The organism is Streptomyces sp. NPDC037126, from assembly GCF_055605965.1.
Window position 1 is genome coordinate 44,530 of the sequence record NZ_JBVJTD010000033.1, and the last position, 16,760, is coordinate 61,289.

Sequence of the window (16,760 nt, forward strand, 5' to 3'; positions counted from 1 at the left end):
GCGCCATCGTGTCGGACGGGGGACTCAACCCCGGCGATGTTCTCACCGCTCAGAACTTCGACCTGGGGATGGAACGGTGCCCCGTCGAGTACGTCAGCGAGGTCAGCGCCCTCAAGCTCACGGCGACGACGGTGGCGCTGAAGTGTTCACCTCGTGTGTGTCACCGATCGTCTGCCATAACCGCCGTGCCCGCCCGTGGTGGCGGCGCGCCAAGTCGTGGGCGTCGGCGGCGGCGTCGAGGTCGCCGATCAGTTGCCAGCACGCGGCCTCGTCGTGGCGGTCGCCGTGCCGGTGGAACAGGCCCGCCGCGCGTTCCAACGCCGGGCTCGCCCGGTCCCGGTCGTGCTGACCGGCGTAGACGCGGCCGACTTCCAGCAGCGTGTACGCAGCGCACCGCTCGTCGCCCAGTGCCTCGAAGGTGGCCAACGCCTGCCACAGGCAGCGCAGCGCCTCGTCCGGATCACCGCGCTGATCGTGCAGTCGGCTGAACCGCCGCAGCACGACCGCCACCCGATGTCCGTCGTCGAGCTCCCTGGCCTGGCGCAAGGACTCGCCGAACCAGGACTCCGCCTCGTCGAGTTCGCCCTGCATGAGCCGCATCACGGCCATCGAACAGGACAGCTGCGCCTCGAGGTGCCGGTCGCCCTCACCGACCGCGATGGCCAGCGCCTGCTCGACACGATCGGAGGCTTCGCCGTAACGGCCCCGCACCCGGCTGACCGTGCCCAGCATCGCCACCGACAACGCCTCTCCGCGCTTGTCCCCTCTGTCCTGGCACAGCTCGGCAGAGGATTCCAGGGCACGGGTCGCCCCCTCGAACTCGTCCCGGTAGATGTGCAGCTGGCCGAGTCCGCGCAGCAGAACCGATGCGCCGCGTACGTTGCCGGCGGCCTCGGCCGCTTCCAATGCGAGCCGGTGCCCGTGCTCCCAGTCCTGATACAGGCACCGGTGGTCGTAGTAGGTCACCGTGCCGGCCGCCAGCTCCCAGGCCAGCTCGTCCAGTCCCCAGTCCACGGCCAGTTTCACCGCACCGAGCAGCGTCTCGCGCTCCACGTCGAACCAGCCGACCGGGTCGGCCATCAACCGTTCCACGACCGCGTCGGGAAGCGAAAGGCGCGGCGCCGAACCGGGCTCGCTGACCAGCAGCCCGGCCGGCAGCCGGTCGGTTGCGCGCCCGGCCAGATCGAGCCAGGTGGACAGCACCCGGACCATCGCGTCCCGCTTGTCCTCCGCCGGCAGCTGGGCGGCGATCTCCACGGCACAGGTCCTGATCAGGTCGTGCAGTCGGTAACGCGGCTGGCCGATGGCGTCGGTGGCGGTGAGCCGCACCAGACTGGCGTCGACGAGGGTGTCCAGCACGTCCTCTGCGTCAGAGCGGTCCAGCAGCGGTCCGAGCACCCAGCCGGGCAGGGTGTAGGCGCCGAGCAGGCCCAGCAGGCTCAGCGCGCGCACCGCGTCGGCCGGGAGCAGCCGCAAGCTCAGTTCGACGCTGGCTCGCACGCTGAGATCCCCGATCCTCAGCTCGGCCAGCCGCCGGGACTCGTCCTCGATCCGTTCCCGCAGCACCCGCAGCGACCAGGCCGGGCGGCCGGTGAGCTTGGCGCTGGCGATCCGGATCGCCAGCGGCAGGTTGCCGCAGCAGTCGAGGATCGCGTCGGCCTCGGCCGGTTCCCGCTCGACCCGCCGCCGCCCGACGATGCCGGTGAACAACTCCCGCGCCTCCGCCGGGCTCAGCACGTCCAGGTCGATGTGCCGGGCGCCGGGAAGCTGCGTCAGCAGAGCGCGGCTGGTGATCAACACGGCACAGCCGTCGGCCCCCGGCAGCAGCGGCAGCACCTGGTCAGGGTGACCGGCGTCGTCCAGCACCACCAGCATCCGGCGGTCCGCCAGCAACGACCGGTAGAGCGCGGCCCGTTCGGACAGCCCATGGGGGATCGCGCTGCCCGCGATCGAGAACGCACGCAGCGCCTCGGCCAGCATCAGCGCCGGATCCCGGGGCTCGTCGGATGTGCCGGCGAGGTTGAGGTAGAGCTGGCCGTCGGGGAAGGAGGAGCTCGCCAGCCGCGCGGCGTGCGTCACCAGACAGGATTTGCCGACACCGGGACCGCCCACGACGACGGCCACCGGGCCCCGGTCCGGTGCCGACGCGTCGAGTAATCGGGCGACCTCGGCCAGCGCGTCGGCTCTGCCCACGAAGTCGGTCACATCGAGGGGCAGTTGGCGTACCGGCAGCGCCATGACCGGTTCTGTGGCCGCCGCACCGGGACTCTCCGGCCGTGTGTCCGAGGGACCGCCCGCGGGGGCGGAGACCGCCAGGGCGGGATCGGCGACCAGGATGCGCCGGTGCAGCGCCTGGATCGGCGGGGTGGGGTCGACGCCGAGTTCCCCCGCCAGTGTCTGGCGCAGCCGCTCGTACACCTGCAGCGCCTCGCCCTGGCGCTGGCACCGGTAGAGGGCGACCATCAAGTGTCCGGCGACGTGCTCGTCGTAGGGGTGGTCGCGCAGCAGGGCGGTCAGCTCCTCCACGACCTCGCGATGACGCCCCAGGTCGAGTTCGATGCTCAGACACAGTTTGTGCGTGGCGGCACGTCTCTCGTTCAGCCGTGCCGCATCTAACTCCAGGGCCCGGCTGGAGATGTCGACCAGGGCCTCACCGCGCCAGCAGGCCAGCGCGCGCCGCAGTGCGACAGCTGTCTCGAACGGGGTCTTGTGCCGTTCGGCGACGTACCGCTCGTGTTCGAACTCCAGTAAGTCGAGCTGATCCGGGGCCAGATGGATCTGGTAGCCGCCGCGCCGCGTGCTGATCAGGGAGGCGGGTGCTCCGCACGCGGCAAGGTTGCGGCGCAGCCCGGAGAGCGCGTCCTGGACCTGACGGACCGCGGTGGCGGGCACTTTGTCGTCCCACATCACGGCGACGAGCCGCTCCGTCGGGACGACGTTGTTGGCGTCGATCAGAAGCGCGGCCAGCATCTTGGCCTGGCGCGGTCCGTCGAGCCGGGCCTCGCACCCGGTGATCTGGGCGTGTAACGGCCCGAGCACACCAAATCGCATGTCTCCCCCGGTACTTCACGATCAGCGTTGGTCCCACGCTGACCTGGCATTAGGACGAATCTAGGACGGTCGGCGGATCCGTGTCCATAGCGTCACGGTTGGTCACTCGGCCATTCCTGTGCAACGAAAGGATCAGCAGTGAGACGTTCGGTGAAGGCGGCAGTGGTGGCCGCGACGACGGCCGTCGCCACTGTCACCACTACCGGAGTGGCCGAGGCCCATGGCTGATCGATGGGTTGTCAGGACCGCGGCTTTCCACCGCCAGGCGGCCACGCCGAGCCGAGGCAGCACGGTCGGTCGATCCGGGCCGAGGTTCGTCACCGACGCTGGAATGCGCCGGATGAGGAACGGGGCACACGCCCATCGGTCTCGCGAACCACGCAGAAGCGTCGAATCTGGAAGGTACTCATGAGTTTCAAGAAGGCACTCGCCGTCTCGGCAGCCGTCGCGGCCTCTCTGGCCGGCAGCCTCCTCACGGCGTCCGGCGCCCATGCGGCGACCCCGGCCTCCAGCACTCGCGTCGTATCCCCGGCGTACAGCGCGAACGCGTGCCGGTCCTGGACCACGCACGACTACGCGTACGTCACCGGCAACGTCTGGATCGACTCCTGCTACTACGTCGAGAACAACGGCTACACCATCTCCTCGACGGTCCCGTTCAACAACTACTCCGGCAGCACCGTCGAGTACTGCGCGCACGCGGTCGACGTCAACACCGGCCGCTGGGCCCACGACTTCGGTTGCGACTACCTGACCAACGCATCGTCCGGTACGGCCTACCCGGGACGGTACGGCGGAGCGAGCGGGTACAGCCGGTACTGGAACGCGCCGGCGGGCACCTACGTGGTCTCGGGCGGATTCTGGCTGAACGGCCATTACTACGGTGACGTACAGAGCCCGAGGACCACCATCGGAGCGCACTAGCCCCACCAGGGTCGGGCGACCGCCGCTCCGAGGCACGGGGCTGGTGGCCGCCCGCCCGGTCAGCCGTGGACTCCGGCCTGGACCTGCTCTTGCACCGCTTTGGGATCCAGGGAACCGGCTACGGCAGCCTGGAGGATGCTCAACGGGTGGCCTACGAGGTCACCGAGGGACCGCAAGGCCCACAGGCCACCCAGGTACACGTCGTCCGAGCACCGCCGTGCAGCTACGGTCCCCGTCGCGGGCGCACGGGATCCTGGTGGGGCCAAGACCTGCCGCTGTGACGGACGACGACCCTCTCGCCGGCCGGGACGATGTGCCCTGGGCCCAGCCGCGGCACTCCTACGCATCCTCCGCCTCGGCGGGGCAGGAGGCGTTCTTCGACGGCCACGTCCACGCTCTCGACGTGCTAGGCGGAGTACCGACCGGGAAGGTCCGCCACGACAACCTCAGAGCTGCCGTCGCCCAGGTGCTGGGCCTCTCACGCCGCCGGGTGGAAGCCGACCGCTGGGCCGCCTTCCGGTCCCATGACGGCATCGACGCCCTCCACTGCCTGCCAAGAGAAGGGCGGCGTCGCGGCGCCGAACTCCTTTTCCAAGTCCTGACCGAGCGCGAGGAGAGGAACAGCGTGGCCATCGCTTCCGACGAGTCCTTCGGAGGATGGACCAAGACCTTCACCGACCCCCGCCTCTGCGCTGCCATCGTTGACCGCCTCACTTTCGGCGGCAACATCATGGAGACCGGCACCGACTCCTACCGCCGCGCGATCACCCGCGCCCGAGTCGAGCAACAGTCCCTGGGCTGAGGGGCCCGATCGAAGAGGCGAGAAAGGTCAGGGCTGCGCGGCCCGGAACGCGAGATACCGGTTGAAGGCTTCGTGGCTGTCGGGAGTGAAGCGCCACTCCAACAGGGCCGAGTGAAGCTCCGGCTCGGTCAGCCAGCCATGCCAGGCGACCTCATGGGGATCGGCGACGACAGCGTCCGGAACGACGGCTTCATGCACGCCGAGCCAGTGAGGGCTGAGGCCGCTGCGGTTGATGAACGTGAACAGCAAGCGCGGCAGGCCACGAATGCCCAGCTCTTCGGCCAGCTCCCGCGCGGCAGCCTGTTCATAGGATTCGCCGACATCCACGGCGCCACCGACCACGACCTCGTAGAGCCCGGGGAAGCGCGACAGCTGCTCCGACCGCCGGTGGACGAGGATCCGGCCACGCTCATCACGACACATCGTCACGGCGACCCGATGCAGCCAACCCTCCCGGATGGCCTGCCGACGGGTGACCACCCCCAGGACACGATCTTGACAGTCGACACGCTCCACCAGTTCATCCACGAAACACACCCTGGCAGAACCCACTGACAACGCCGTTTCTCGGAACTCGGCAACGTTCTGGACCCGCTTGATCGACATCTGTTGCCTGAACTCGGCATCAACCGTCATCGCGTTACGCCGACGAACCCATACAGCAGCGCCTCGTGTGCTTCGTCGCCGACCAGGACGAGGCTGCGTGGCCATCCGGTGCGATGGACGCTTTGCGGCGCTGGAACGTGCCGACCAGGAACGGTGACCTGCGCGTCTACGCCGGGATCGTCGAGGCCGGCCAATAGGCGGCGCCCGACGCCTCGTCTTGCCCGCGCTGGCCCAGTTAGGGGTGCCGGCGGGGTGCGCGCCCTGGTGGAGATGTCCGAAGTCCGAGAGGGCGAACGCCAATTCGAGCGTGCACCCTCCTCGCTCGCTGATGGTTCATGCGTCCGTGCGGTTCACCGCTCATTCGACGTCTGAGAGGCGCCGCCACGGTCCCGGCGGCTGGTCTTGCTGGATGCAGATGACTGGAATCGTGTCAGCAGCGTTCCCCTGACGTCGGTCAGGCGCCCCCACTGAAGGCCGCGTTGCCCGTGACGATGCGGGCGTGGTCGAGGAGGCGGTCCTCGATGTCCTGGGCGGTCGCGCCGCCGACCAGGAGGTCCATCGCGTAGCCGTCCTCAAGCGCCACGAAGGAGCGGCCCAGGCCCGCGCATCGCCGGCCAGGGTGGAATCACCGCTTTCCTCGCCGAGTTGGAGCACCTGAGAGCAAAGCTCGCTCTGCTGGTCGGCGAAGACGCGCTGTCGGCGCCGACAGTGAGCAGCTACGTTCGGCCCCAGCCGGCCTCGTCGGCGTGGGGCCGCGTCGTCGTCGGTGTGTTCAGGACGCCGGCCCATTGGTCCACCGGATCAGTTCGCGCACCATTTCAAGCACGGTTTGGCGCCGGTCAGCCGCCAAGAAGGGCCACACCAGCCAGGCAGGCGTGGACAGGACGATGACCAGCAGCACCGGCAGCAGACGCAGGGCCGGAAGCAGGCGTGCGGCCCACGTTGAAGGAAACACGGTCGGCCTTCCCCAGTAGCGATTCCCAGGAGATCGCCTCGGGGATTTCATCGACCAGATGCGTTTCTGGCCTGGCAGGAAGTGCCAGGTGGCAGAGTGCCATGTCGCACACCCGAGGCATTTTTTTTGATCTCGGGGTCTCGCGTACGGACTTTGGCGTCTGCGACGGGCATGACCCGCCGGGCCGACTCGAGCATACCCACTCGGACCGATCACAACACGTGTCCGTGTGGCTCAACTACCCCTCGGACAGCGGAAGTCGGCGCCTCATGGTTCAGATCCCCTCCCCGTGCCGCCGGAGCAGGAGGACAGACATGGACAACATCGACCCCTACCTGTACCGCAAAAGGCTCAGTGCCGCGCTTCGCCGGGCCAGGATGGAATCCGGGCGTACTCAGCAGGAGGTGGCTGACGCCCTGTACTGGTCCGTGGCCAAGATGATCAGGATCGAGAAGGGGGCGTTCAACGTATCTCTGAACGACTTCCGTGAGCTCGCCAATCTCTATGAACTGGACGACGCCACGCGCGCCGCACAGGCGATCTGGGCACGGGAGGCCAAACGCCCGTCCTGGCTGGCTCACTGGCGGTCCGGGCTGTCCGGCGACGCCGCCGAGTACCTCCTCTTCGAGAAGGCCGCGGACGTTCATCGCCATTACAGCGCCATGGCGCTTCCGGATCTGCTGCAGACGCCGGAGTACTCCCGAGCCGTCCACCCCTCCAAGGACGGCCTTGGCCGGGAAGCCGATGGCCTGCTGGAGCTCCGGCAGGCGATCTTGAAACCGGATCCGGAGTATCCCCGTCGACTGACCTTCGTCATGGACGAAGCCGTGCTTCGGCGGCCCGCACCCTCCCCACCGCTCATGCGTCACCAGCTCCGTCACCTCGTCGGCATCGCAGGACAGCCGCACGTCGAGATCCTCGTTCGGCCGCTGTCCGCGGGCCCCACCTGGTACACACCGCGTTCCTTCACGGTGCTGGAATTCAACGAGGACGACGGCCCCCGGCTCTACCTGACGTCCCCGTTGCAGGCGCTCCGACAGGAAAGCGTCGAGGAGTACGTCGATGCCTTCTCCGAACTGCAGGCCTCGTCGCTGAGCCCGGAGCGGTCCTTGAACCTGTTGACCGAGGCCGCCGGCCGGCAAGCCTGAGCCCAGAACGCGCTGCGCGATCCGGACGGCCACGCCCTCGATGGCATCCGTCCGCGCCGACCACCAGGTCGAAAACCGCGGGTGCACGCACCTTGGTAGTTCTCGCGCCACCCGCGCATCGACGACTCGTACGGATTGTGCAGCCCTTTGATCAGGTGCGTTGGCGAGTACGGAGCGAGGGGTGAGGGGTGACGGCACCAGCCGTGACCGGATCGGTCCGTACCGGGACCCGATGAGGTCTGTCGCCGTTCCGGTCCCGCCGGTGAGGCTTGGGGCATGACCCGAGCGCTGATCGTCATCGACGTCCAGGAATCCTTCCGTGCCCGCCCGCTGTGGGAGACCATCTCCAACCCGAAGATCGCCGACCAGGTGGACCGACTGGTCCGGCTCGCTCGCCAGGCCGGGGACCTGGTGGTGTGGGTGCTGCATTCCGAGCCCGGCAGCGGTGATGTCTTCGACCCCGCCCTCGGTCACGTCCGGCTGATGGAGGAGTTGCAGCGCCAGGAGGGGGAACCGTTGATCCACAAGACTTCGCACAACGCCTTCACCACCACCGGTCTGCAGCAACTCCTCACAGAGCGCGGCATCCGCGAGCTCACTGTCTGCGGCATCCGAACCGAGCAGTGCGTCGAGACCACCACCCGCGTGGGGAGCGACCTCGGCTACCTGGTCACCTTCGTCATCGACGCCACCGCGACCAACCCCATTCCGCACCGTGACGCTCCTGCCGACCAGAGCGTCGCGGAACTGCTGTCGGATCCCCGCACCCTGAGCGCCGACGAGATCATCAGGCGCACCGAGTACGCCCTTGCCGGACGCTTCGCCACCATCACGACGGTCGGGCAACTGGAGGCCGCGGCCGGACCTCGGGCATGATGACCGGATCGTGAGCCACATAGCCTTCCTCCTGGTGCCCGGAGTCCATCTGCTGGACCTGGGAGGCCCCGCGCAGGTCTTCTCCACGGCGGCCGACTTCGGGCACCCTTACACACTCAGCTACATCGCCGAGGAACCGCTGGTCTCCACCGCCCAGCGCCTGCCCTTGGTGGCCCGGCTCGACTGGCCCGAGCTGGGCCCCGAGGACCTGATCGTGGTTCCCGGCTGGCGAGCGCTCACCCTGGCCGACGGTCCTGCCATCGGCGAGGCCTGCCTGCAGTCTCTCCGGGACCACCACGCCAGGGGCGGGACCGTCGCTAGCGTCTGCGCCGGAGCCGATGCGCTCGGCCGCGCCGGCCTGCTCGACGGCCGCCGCTGCACCACGCACCACGATGTGCAGGACGAGCTCGCACGCCGCTACCCCAGGACGACGGTCGTTCGCGATGTCCTGTACACCGCCGACGACCGGGTGGTCACCTCGGCCGGCATCGCCAGTGGCATCGACTTGGCCCTGCACCTGATCGCCACCTGCCACGGCCCCGCCGTCGCCGCCCAGGTGGCCCGGGACATGGTCGTCTACGCGCGACGCAACGGCCATGAACCGCAGGCCAGCGCCATGCTCCGGTACCGATCCCACCTCGACGACACCGTGCACCGCGCCCAGGACCTGCTCGACGCCCGCTTCGACGAGCCGTTTCCCCTGTCTGACCTGGCCGCGGCCGTGGGGGTGAGCGAACGCACCCTCACCCGCCTCTTCACCCGCGCGACCGGCGGCATCACCCCGCTTCGCTACCAGCAGACCCTGCGTCGCGAACGCGCCGAGCACCTCATCAGCCACGGCACCACGGTCGATGCCGCCGCCCGCGCCGTCGGCTTCACGGACACCCGCATGCTGCGCCGCCTGCGAGCACGCGAGCAGTGATCAGTAGCAACCCTCGGCAAAGCAGAACACAAACCACCCTTGCGGCAGCTGGAGTTGGCGAGCGTAAGACAGCGGCCGCGGAGGTAGTGCGGTCGGTGCGCCGATCTCTCGTTTCCACAAGATCGTGCTGTCGCAGGTACGGATACGAGTGGTCGATGTCGGCCAGGTTTGCAGCAGCGGGGAGCTTGCCGTCGTACGGACTCCACCAGGTGGGTCGGCCCATGACAGCGGCTGGCCCGGTTGGGCGGCTCCACCGCTCCGGGTGTGGCCTGGCCCTCTACGAGTCCCACCACGAGGTCCCCCTGCCGAGTCCGGTGGGCCGGACCTCTACTTTTACATTATGTAGTAGCTCACGGTGTGTCCGCCCGCAGCACACTCCCGATCCGGAGCACGTCGGATGACCCCAGCGAGTCCCCGCGTCGCCGCCTTCGATCCCGCTGGCGCTCAGCGTCGTACTGATGCCGCCGTCCGCGGTGCTGCTCGGGCTCGCGGCCTTCGATTCCGGCACGGCCCGCGAGAAGCATGCGGCCCGCGGCGGTCCGACGATCGCCGCCGTCCTGGCGCTCGGACCGGCTGCCGTCCATGTGGCCCGTCAACTTGCCGCCCGCGCCGGACGAAAACGGGCATCCGGAACTTCCGAGGCGCGGTCGGGCGAGGTGGCCGTCCAGGCTTGATCGCTTCCTCGCGCCTCCGAGTCGGCACTGCCGACACAGCAATAGCCTGAACACAACCACCACCGGCGCGCCCGGCCCGAGGCGCATGGCCACCGGACCCGCCAATTTGCGGAAGGATCGAGATCCGCATGAGCTCACCACCACTGCCCGGGGTACTCGGTGACATCGCACCGATCCTGGACCACTGGGGCTACTGGGCCGTAGGCGGCCTGATCTTCTTGGAGGACTTCGGCGTCCCGGCCCCCGGCGAGACGATCCTGATCGCCGCAGCCGTGTACGCAGGTGCCGGGCAGCTCGACATCATCGCCGTCATCGCCATCGGCGTCTTCGCCGCCATCCTCGGTGACAACGTCGCCTACCTCATCGGCCGCACCGGCGGACACGCCCTCGTACAGCGTTACGGCAAGTACGTCTTCCTCCCACCCGAGCGCTACGAGAAAGCCGAAAGATTCTTCACCCGGCATGGCGGGAAGGTCGTCACCGTCGCGCGATTCATCGAGGGGCTGCGCCAGCTCAACGGCGTCATCGCCGGCGCCGCCGAGATGCCCTGGACCCGCTTCGTCGCCTTCAACGCGCTCGGCGCGCTGCTGTGGGTCGGGCTGTGGACGGGCGTGGGCTACTTCGCCGGCAACCACATCACCACCATCTACACCGAGGTCAACCGCTATTCGACCTATGTCCTCATCGCCCTGGGTGTGATGGTTCTCGCGTGTGTGGTCCGCGCTGTGATGCGCCGCCGACGCGCGGCGGACTGATCAGCCGTTCCGCGTCTTGGCGGACGCTGCTCCTTGATCGACCGGCCGCTGGTGGATCACGTCGTGGCACGACGACGGCTCTGTCGAGCGCATCCACGATGCCTTCCGCGGCAGGGCGCGCGAAGCCGACGGCCGCAGCGCCCTGCCGAGGGGCGCGTGATCGACTGCCATGTCGGACCGGGGTCTCCGACGCCGGCACGAAGGTCAAATGTCACAAGCGGGCCGTTGTCACCGTCGTCTGGCCTGCTCCTGCCCGTACAGGTGGCCGCGGCGACGCAGCACCGGGATCGCGTCCGCCGCCCACTCTGTCGAGGGGCGCGCGACGGTGACGGTCAGGATGCGTTCAGGTATCCGATGCCACAGTCGGGCAGCATGACCTATGAAACGTCTGAAAGCCCGGTTGTTCCAGGGACAGGCACCCGCCACCGATCCTCCGAGAGTCTTCGGGCACGTGGCGGCCAGATGCTGAACAAGGTTCCCGAGGTCACGATCTGGTTCTGGATCATCAAGATCCTTTGCACCACGGTCGGCGAAAGCTTCGCTGACTGGATCAACATGAACCTTGGTGTCGGTCTGATCAACACCGCGTTGATCTTCACCGTCGTTCTGGCAGCCGTCCTCGGCTGGCAGCTCGGCACCAAGCGCTACATACCGTTCGTGTACTGGCTCACCGTCGTCGTGGTGAGTGTGACCGGCACTCTCTACACCGACATCCTCACCGACAGCCAGGGCGTTCCCCTCGCGCTGAGCAGCAGCGTGTTCGCCGGTGTCCTCGCCGTTGTCTTCGGAATCTGGTACGCGCGTGAGCGGACCCTGTCGGTCCACAGCATCACCACCCGTCCCCGGGAACTCTTCTACTGGCTCGCGGTGCTGGTCACCTTTGCCCTCGGCACCGCGACCGGCGACTGGACCCTCGACCTGACCGGCTGGAGCCCGGGCGTCTCCGTGTTCCTGCCGCTCGGGTTGATCGTCGCGATCGTCCTCGGATGGCGCCTCGGCGCCAACGCAGTGCTTTCCTTCTGGCTGGCCTACATCCTCACCCGCCCGCTCGGCGCCAACCTCGGCGACTGGCTCGGCTCGCCCAGCGGCGACGGAGGTCTGGGCCTCGGCACCGCGGTGACCAGCGTGATCTTCCTGGGTGCCATCCTTGCGACGGTCGTGTACCTCACGCTCAGCCGGAGCGACGTCATCGAGTCCCAGGAGTCGGACGATGCACCACGAGCGCTGAATCCTGCACGTGAGCGGATCATGCTCGGTTACTACGCCGTCGTGGCGGTCGCAGCTGCGGCGCTCCTCGTGTGGGCGCACAACCAGCCTCATGCGGCCGCGGCCAGTGAGGATGACGCTCCCGCGCCCGTGACCACACACCTCACCCCGAAGGAGGCCACGTCACCGTTCCCTCCCGCCGACATCGCGAAGTTCCGCACGATCACCGCCGACACCCTGGCGAAGCTCAACGCGGGCGATCAGCGAGCCGCGACCACCCGGGTCACCGATCTGGAGACCGCCTGGGACGACCGTCAGCCCACCCTCGAACCCAAGAGTGAGAAGGCGTGGCACTTCCTCGACAGCGAAATCGACCAGGTCCTGAAGGCACTACGGGCCCAGAATCCCGACAAGGCCACCGAGGTCAAGGCACTCAACACGCTCCTCACCTCCCTCGGCTGACCATCCGGGACGACGGACTGCCCGGACACATCCGCTGACGTCTGGGCAGTTCGTCACAGCGCAAGGGCCACCTCCGCGCTCTGCCGTTTCATGTGGTGGGCCCGGTAGGTGTCGCGGCGGCGCCTGCACAGGCGGCGACCTACTGCACGACCAAGGGCCAGAAGTACTTCTGCGCGTACGGTCGCGTCCACGCAGCTCGACAACGGGACGACGGAGCAGTTCGTCGTCGGTAGTGATCACGCGGTGTGGACGAACTGGACCTATCCCGACGGCTCCTGGAACGGATGGGGGTCCATGGGCGGATGGGTCCAGAGTCAGGTCTCCATCGACCATCTGCAAGGCAGCCTCTCGAACTTCACCATCGCGGCCATCGGCCGTGACGGCAACTACTGGTTCCGGCTGCGGTACTCCAGTGGCACATGGACTCCCTGGCAGGTCAGCTGCACCTGTCGGACACGGGCCCGCTGTGCCCGTGACCGTGGTGGGCGGACAGTAGCGGCCCTGACGGCATGCAGCCCCCTGTCGTAACCGGTCCGGTCACAGGCTGAGCCGCACAGCGGGGCGACGCCCGGTCTGCGCTCCCCTCTGGGACCCGACCGGCCATCGTGTCGGCCGGGGGGATGGCAGTCGGCGTACACGGCCGGGCGGGCCTCACCTGCCCGTGGTGGTCTGGGCGAGTGCGGCGAGTGCGGTGGCGGCCTCATCCTGACGTGGGCTTCTCAGCACGGCGAGGGCGTCGTGGGCGGCGGCCAGTGTCTCTCGGGCCTCCGGATGGCCCAGGGCGCCGAGCACCTGGCCGAGATCGCGCCGAGCCTGTTCGGCCCAGGCCGGCATCTGCGCGCTCTCGAAGGGCCTCCGCATGAGCGGAACCCGACAGCGCTCATCCTCTGCCGAACCCCTGTGACCCGGAAGCGCCGGGACGCATCGTGGGCGCCTCCACAGCAGCGAGGAGGCGCCCGCGTGACGGTCCGACTACTTCACGGGCTCGTGCAGCCAGGGCGAGCTGGTGGCCCAGAAGATGCGGTTCACCCCGAGGAACTCGGCACCGAAGTTCGTGAACTCCTGGCGAGTGTACGGCTTGCCCGTTCCGGGATTCGTGTATTCAAAATCCGGTTCCTGTACCGCCATGGCCACGAGCGGGAGCTGTCCTCGGTACTTGTGGAAGAAGGGATACGAATTCTGCATCTGTGCCGGGCGATTGGGAAGAATGTCGGGACCGCCCAGCCCGATGCCGTGCTTCTTGGCGAATTCGAAGGTCCGGCCCATGTAGTCGTGGTCGTTGTTCCACTCGCCGGGCCAGAAGTTCACGTACTGGACGAATGGGGTCTTCTTGAAGACTTTGGCCCCATATGCCATGTTGTCCAGCTCCGCACGGAAGTAGGCGTTGTCGCTGTACCCGGTGCGGTCTTTGCTCGCGTCGACGGCGGTCGCGGTCTCGGGGAGGTTCACTCCCGCGAGACGGCCGTCGAACCTCTGGGCGAGCGCCTTGAGCAGGTGCTGGAAGCGGTTCCTGACTTCGGTGTTCCACTGGGCGGCCACGGCACCGGGTTCTCCGGGACCGAGCCCGCTCTCGTTCGTGGTGGGTGCCGCGCCGCCACGGTACTCCGGGTCCTTGAGCAGATAGTCCGGGAGCCTCGCGGGCAGGGTGAAGAAGCGGTCCTGCACCTGGACGAACAGCTTCTTGCCGCGTGACTGGGCGCATGCCAGGGCATGGTCGATCTGGGAGAAGTCGTACCGGCCCTTCCTCGGTTCGAGCGCCTTCCAGGGCACCACCACCTGCACACCCGCGATGTCGGGGCGGTCGAGGAGGGGCTTGACGTCGGTGTCGAAGTCCCCGATGGAGGCGTAGAGATAGTTGACCGGGGTCGCGGAGGAAGGGGCCGCGGCTTCCGCGGAGGCGACGGTGACCTGGGCGCTGGTCGTCGCGAGGAGCAGTCCGAGCACAGCCGAAACTCGTTTGATCGTCATGGAAAGCGATCCTGCGGAGTTCTTCTAAGAAGAAACTAAGAGCGGGAAACGAGGGCGGCAGCGTCCGCGTTCTACACGTCCTCGGGTGCTGGTGTCCCGCCGATACGGGCTGCGATCACGCTCATCCGGTGTCGCCCGCCCGAAGGGATCGACTGTGTCAGGGCTCGTGCCGTCGGCTGACGCCGTGTGGGTCGACAGGCAGCATCAGACGGAACAGTGCTCCACCTCCGGGCGCCTGATGGGCAGTGAGTTCCGCACGGTGCGTGTGTGCGATCTGCCGGGCCATGGCCAGCCCAAGGCCGGAACCGGGAAGCGCACGAGCCGCCTGGGCGCGGTAGAAGCGGTCGAAGACATGGGGCAGGTCGGCGGAGTCGATCCCGGGCCCGTGATCGCGGACGGTGATCTCCAACTCGTCGTCGCGCGCCGACCGACGCGCGGCTACCTCGACCCGGCCGTCGGCGGGGGAGAACTTCGCGGCGTTGTCCAACAGGTTGGAGAACAGCCGGGTCAGACGGCTCGGGACGGCGGCGGTCAGCGCCGACGCGGTCGCGGGCTCGATGTCGAGGACGAAACCCACGTGGGGCCAGTGGTCACGAGCAGCGGCCACACTGTGCTCCAGCAGAGCCGTTGGCTGAAGCACTTCCAGGGCCTGCTGCGGCTCCTCGTCGCGAGCCAGGTCGATCAAGTCGTTGACCAGGGTGGTCACTTCGCGCAGCTGGCGGGTGAGGGCTCCCGTGGCACGTTCCCTCTGCCGTGGCGTCAACCGGTCCGCGCGCAGCAGGATCTCGGCGTTGGAACGCAGGGCTGTCAAAGGGGTACGCAGCTCGTGCGAGGCGTCGGCGACCAGGCGGCGCTGCGCGGCGAGCGACTCCTCCAGCGCGTCCAGCATCGTGTTGAAGGCGACCGCGAGCCGGGTGATCTCGTCCTCGTGGTTGTGTGGCCCGGCGGGCAGTTCGATGCGAAGCCCGGCGTCGCGCGTGGTGGTGATCCGCTCCGCAGTCGAGGTCAGCCGGGTCACCGGCGCCAGACCGGAACGGGACACCCAGTAGCCCAGCAGGGCGGCGACGGGTACGCCGGCGCCGCCGATCGCCGCAAGGAGGAGGGCGGCCTGGCGCTCGGCCCGCCGCACCCCGTCGGAGCGGAGCGCCACCTGCATGGCCAGCCCCTTACGCGCCGGTGTCGTGAGCACACGCACCGGATGCCCGTCCACGGACGCAGTGCTGAAGTACGGAGCCCGGTCACGGCCCGCGACCTGACGCACGGCCCCGGAGACGGGCAGCAGATACCTCGCGTGCGGATCGTCTGCGGGCGCTTCGGGCACGAGCTGCGCGCAGGCGGGGGCGGCCAGGAACCGACACTCACCGGCCTGCACACCGGGCCCTTCATGGGAATGCTGCTGGACAGCCAGCGTGGCTGCCTGCGTGAGCTGGAGATCGAACTGCCGCTGGAGGGTGTAGACGGTGACCGCGTACGCCCCCGCGCACACGCCGAGCGCCACGCCCGCCACCGCCGCGGAGGCGGTCAGCGCAAGCCGACGGCGCAGCGGGGGGCGTCGGTGCGCATGGGGCTGGGTCACTGCTCGTCCAGCCGGTAGCCGATCCCGTGCACGGTATGGACGAGACGCGAGGAACCGCCGGCTTCCAGCTTCCGGCGCAGGTAGCCGATGTACACGGCCAGCGAATTGGAATCGGGCCCGAGATCCCGGCCCCAGACCCAGCGCATGATCGTCTCCCGCTCCAGGACCTGGCCAGGGTGGCGTAGCAGCAGATCCAGCAGGGACCATTCGGTGCGCGTGAACTCCAGCCGCCGTCCCGCCCGCACCGCCGTGCGGGTCTCCGGGTCGACGACCAGGTCGCCAAAGCGCAGCCCGGCCGCCGGCGCGGCCTCGCCGGGCCCCGTACGCCGCAGCAGCGCACGGAGTCTGGCCGCGAGCTCGTCCAGCGCGAACGGCTTGACGAGGTAGTCGTCCGCTCCGGCGTCCAGCCCGTCCACCCGGTCGCTGACCGCGTCGAGCGCGGTCAGTACGAGGATCGGCGTACGGTCGCCCAGAGCCCGTAGCCGCCGGCACACGGCGAGCCCGTCCACCACGGGCATCATCACGTCCAGCACCATCGCGTCCGGCTCCCAGTCCGCCAAGGCGGTCAGCGCGGCATGCCCGTCGGGCACGCCCCGGACGGTGAAGCCCTCCAGGTCCAGCCCGTCCTCCAGCGCGGCGCGCACCTCGGGGTCGTCGTCCACCACGAGCACGCGTGGGGGAGCGACACGGGATACGTCATGAGCGTCGTTCATACGTTCAGCCTGCCAAACGGGCCTCTTAGTGGGCGGTTCGTGAGCCTTTGACTGCATCTGGTGTCGCCTGATCGTGTGGCTGCGGGGCGGACTCTGCCGGTCCGCGGTTGGTGGTCTGGTGA

The 16,760-nt window shown here is 68.5% G+C and carries 14 protein-coding genes and 1 pseudogene; 9 read left to right on the forward strand and 6 right to left on the reverse strand.

Going from position 1 to position 16,760, the window contains the following annotated elements; all coding sequences use genetic code 11:
- Positions 1–117 precede the first annotated feature (117 nt).
- Complete coding sequence (locus ACZ7FF_RS40095; RefSeq protein ID WP_470819046.1) at positions 118–3,051, reverse strand: AfsR/SARP family transcriptional regulator; 2,934 nt, start codon at positions 3,049–3,051, stop codon at positions 118–120.
- Between the two features lie 408 nt (positions 3,052–3,459).
- Here ACZ7FF_RS40095 and ACZ7FF_RS40100 point away from each other — a divergent pair, with 408 nt between their 5' ends.
- From ACZ7FF_RS40100 to ACZ7FF_RS40110, 3 genes and pseudogenes are all read left to right on the forward strand, one after another.
- Positions 3,460–3,975 carry a hypothetical protein gene (locus tag ACZ7FF_RS40100; RefSeq protein ID WP_470819048.1) on the forward strand — a complete coding sequence of 172 codons (516 nt, stop codon included), beginning with the start codon at positions 3,460–3,462 and terminating at the stop codon, positions 3,973–3,975.
- Positions 3,976–4,040: 65 nt separating this feature from the next.
- Positions 4,041–4,256 carry a cold-shock protein gene (locus tag ACZ7FF_RS40105; protein ID WP_470819049.1) on the forward strand — a complete coding sequence of 72 codons (216 nt, stop codon included), beginning with the start codon at positions 4,041–4,043 and terminating at the stop codon, positions 4,254–4,256.
- Positions 4,257–4,543: 287 nt separating this feature from the next.
- Positions 4,544–4,777: pseudogene (locus ACZ7FF_RS40110) on the forward strand (ATP-binding protein); the annotation flags it as partial.
- 27 nt (positions 4,778–4,804) lie between these two features.
- Here ACZ7FF_RS40110 and ACZ7FF_RS40115 read toward each other — a convergent pair.
- The gene (locus ACZ7FF_RS40115; RefSeq protein ID WP_470819071.1) at positions 4,805–5,293 is read right to left on the reverse strand and encodes an NUDIX domain-containing protein; all 489 of its coding nucleotides are present in this window, start codon (positions 5,291–5,293) and stop codon (positions 4,805–4,807) included.
- Between the two features lie 1,359 nt (positions 5,294–6,652).
- Here ACZ7FF_RS40115 and ACZ7FF_RS40120 point away from each other — a divergent pair.
- The 6 genes from ACZ7FF_RS40120 (at position 6,653) to ACZ7FF_RS40145 (ending at position 12,381) form a co-directional block, all read left to right on the forward strand.
- Entirely contained in the window at positions 6,653–7,486 is an 834-nt protein-coding gene (locus tag ACZ7FF_RS40120) for a helix-turn-helix domain-containing protein (RefSeq protein ID WP_470819050.1), read from the forward strand.
- A gap of 276 nt (positions 7,487–7,762) precedes the next feature.
- Positions 7,763–8,362 (forward strand): isochorismatase family protein, encoded by a 600-nt coding sequence (locus tag ACZ7FF_RS40125; RefSeq protein ID WP_470819051.1) that lies wholly within the window; start codon positions 7,763–7,765, stop codon positions 8,360–8,362.
- A 10-nt stretch (positions 8,363–8,372) separates the two neighbouring features.
- Positions 8,373–9,284, forward strand: coding sequence for a GlxA family transcriptional regulator (locus ACZ7FF_RS40130; RefSeq protein WP_470819052.1), 912 nt, complete (start codon positions 8,373–8,375; stop codon positions 9,282–9,284).
- Between the two features lie 458 nt (positions 9,285–9,742).
- Positions 9,743–9,958, forward strand: coding sequence for a hypothetical protein (locus tag ACZ7FF_RS40135; protein ID WP_470819053.1), 216 nt, complete (start codon positions 9,743–9,745; stop codon positions 9,956–9,958).
- A gap of 128 nt (positions 9,959–10,086) precedes the next feature.
- Positions 10,087–10,713 (forward strand): DedA family protein, encoded by a 627-nt coding sequence (locus ACZ7FF_RS40140; RefSeq protein WP_470819055.1) that lies wholly within the window; start codon positions 10,087–10,089, stop codon positions 10,711–10,713.
- A 354-nt stretch (positions 10,714–11,067) separates the two neighbouring features.
- Positions 11,068–12,381, forward strand: coding sequence for a COG4705 family protein (locus ACZ7FF_RS40145; protein WP_470819057.1), 1,314 nt, complete (start codon positions 11,068–11,070; stop codon positions 12,379–12,381).
- A gap of 651 nt (positions 12,382–13,032) precedes the next feature.
- On the opposite strand, the gene ACZ7FF_RS40150 is transcribed toward ACZ7FF_RS40145, so the two are convergent.
- The 4 genes from ACZ7FF_RS40150 to ACZ7FF_RS40165 all read right to left on the reverse strand — a co-directional run bounded on the left by ACZ7FF_RS40150 (position 13,033) and on the right by ACZ7FF_RS40165 (position 16,638).
- On the reverse strand, positions 13,033–13,242 hold the full coding sequence (locus tag ACZ7FF_RS40150; RefSeq protein ID WP_470819059.1) for a hypothetical protein: 210 nt from the start codon (positions 13,240–13,242) through the stop codon (positions 13,033–13,035).
- A 111-nt stretch (positions 13,243–13,353) separates the two neighbouring features.
- A complete protein-coding gene (locus ACZ7FF_RS40155) occupies positions 13,354–14,349 on the reverse strand; it encodes a hypothetical protein (protein ID WP_470819061.1) in 996 nt (331 codons plus the stop codon).
- A gap of 157 nt (positions 14,350–14,506) precedes the next feature.
- The gene (locus tag ACZ7FF_RS40160) at positions 14,507–15,925 is read right to left on the reverse strand and encodes a sensor histidine kinase (protein ID WP_470819063.1); all 1,419 of its coding nucleotides are present in this window, start codon (positions 15,923–15,925) and stop codon (positions 14,507–14,509) included.
- Positions 15,922–16,638, reverse strand: a complete 717-nt coding sequence (locus ACZ7FF_RS40165; RefSeq protein WP_470819065.1) for a response regulator transcription factor — start codon at positions 16,636–16,638, stop codon at positions 15,922–15,924. The genes ACZ7FF_RS40160 and ACZ7FF_RS40165 overlap by 4 nt, the downstream gene beginning before the upstream one ends.
- Positions 16,639–16,760: the final 122 nt, after the last annotated feature.

What these genes read in the sequence shown, in the direction of transcription:
- ACZ7FF_RS40095 (WP_470819046.1), bottom strand. Translation starts at nt 3,051, where the DNA reads ATGCGATTTGGTGTGCTCGGGCCGTTACACGCCCAGATCACCGGGTGC.
- ACZ7FF_RS40135 (WP_470819053.1), top strand. Translation starts at nt 9,743, where the DNA reads ATGCCGCCGTCCGCGGTGCTGCTCGGGCTCGCGGCCTTCGATTCCGGC.
- ACZ7FF_RS40140 (WP_470819055.1), top strand. Translation starts at nt 10,087, where the DNA reads ATGAGCTCACCACCACTGCCCGGGGTACTCGGTGACATCGCACCGATC.
- ACZ7FF_RS40125 (WP_470819051.1), top strand. Translation starts at nt 7,763, where the DNA reads ATGACCCGAGCGCTGATCGTCATCGACGTCCAGGAATCCTTCCGTGCC.
- ACZ7FF_RS40165 (WP_470819065.1), bottom strand. Translation starts at nt 16,638, where the DNA reads ATGAACGACGCTCATGACGTATCCCGTGTCGCTCCCCCACGCGTGCTC.
- ACZ7FF_RS40150 (WP_470819059.1), bottom strand. Translation starts at nt 13,242, where the DNA reads ATGCGGAGGCCCTTCGAGAGCGCGCAGATGCCGGCCTGGGCCGAACAG.
- ACZ7FF_RS40100 (WP_470819048.1), top strand. Translation starts at nt 3,460, where the DNA reads ATGAGTTTCAAGAAGGCACTCGCCGTCTCGGCAGCCGTCGCGGCCTCT.
- ACZ7FF_RS40145 (WP_470819057.1), top strand. Translation starts at nt 11,068, where the DNA reads ATGCCACAGTCGGGCAGCATGACCTATGAAACGTCTGAAAGCCCGGTT.
- ACZ7FF_RS40120 (WP_470819050.1), top strand. Translation starts at nt 6,653, where the DNA reads ATGGACAACATCGACCCCTACCTGTACCGCAAAAGGCTCAGTGCCGCG.
- ACZ7FF_RS40155 (WP_470819061.1), bottom strand. Translation starts at nt 14,349, where the DNA reads ATGACGATCAAACGAGTTTCGGCTGTGCTCGGACTGCTCCTCGCGACG.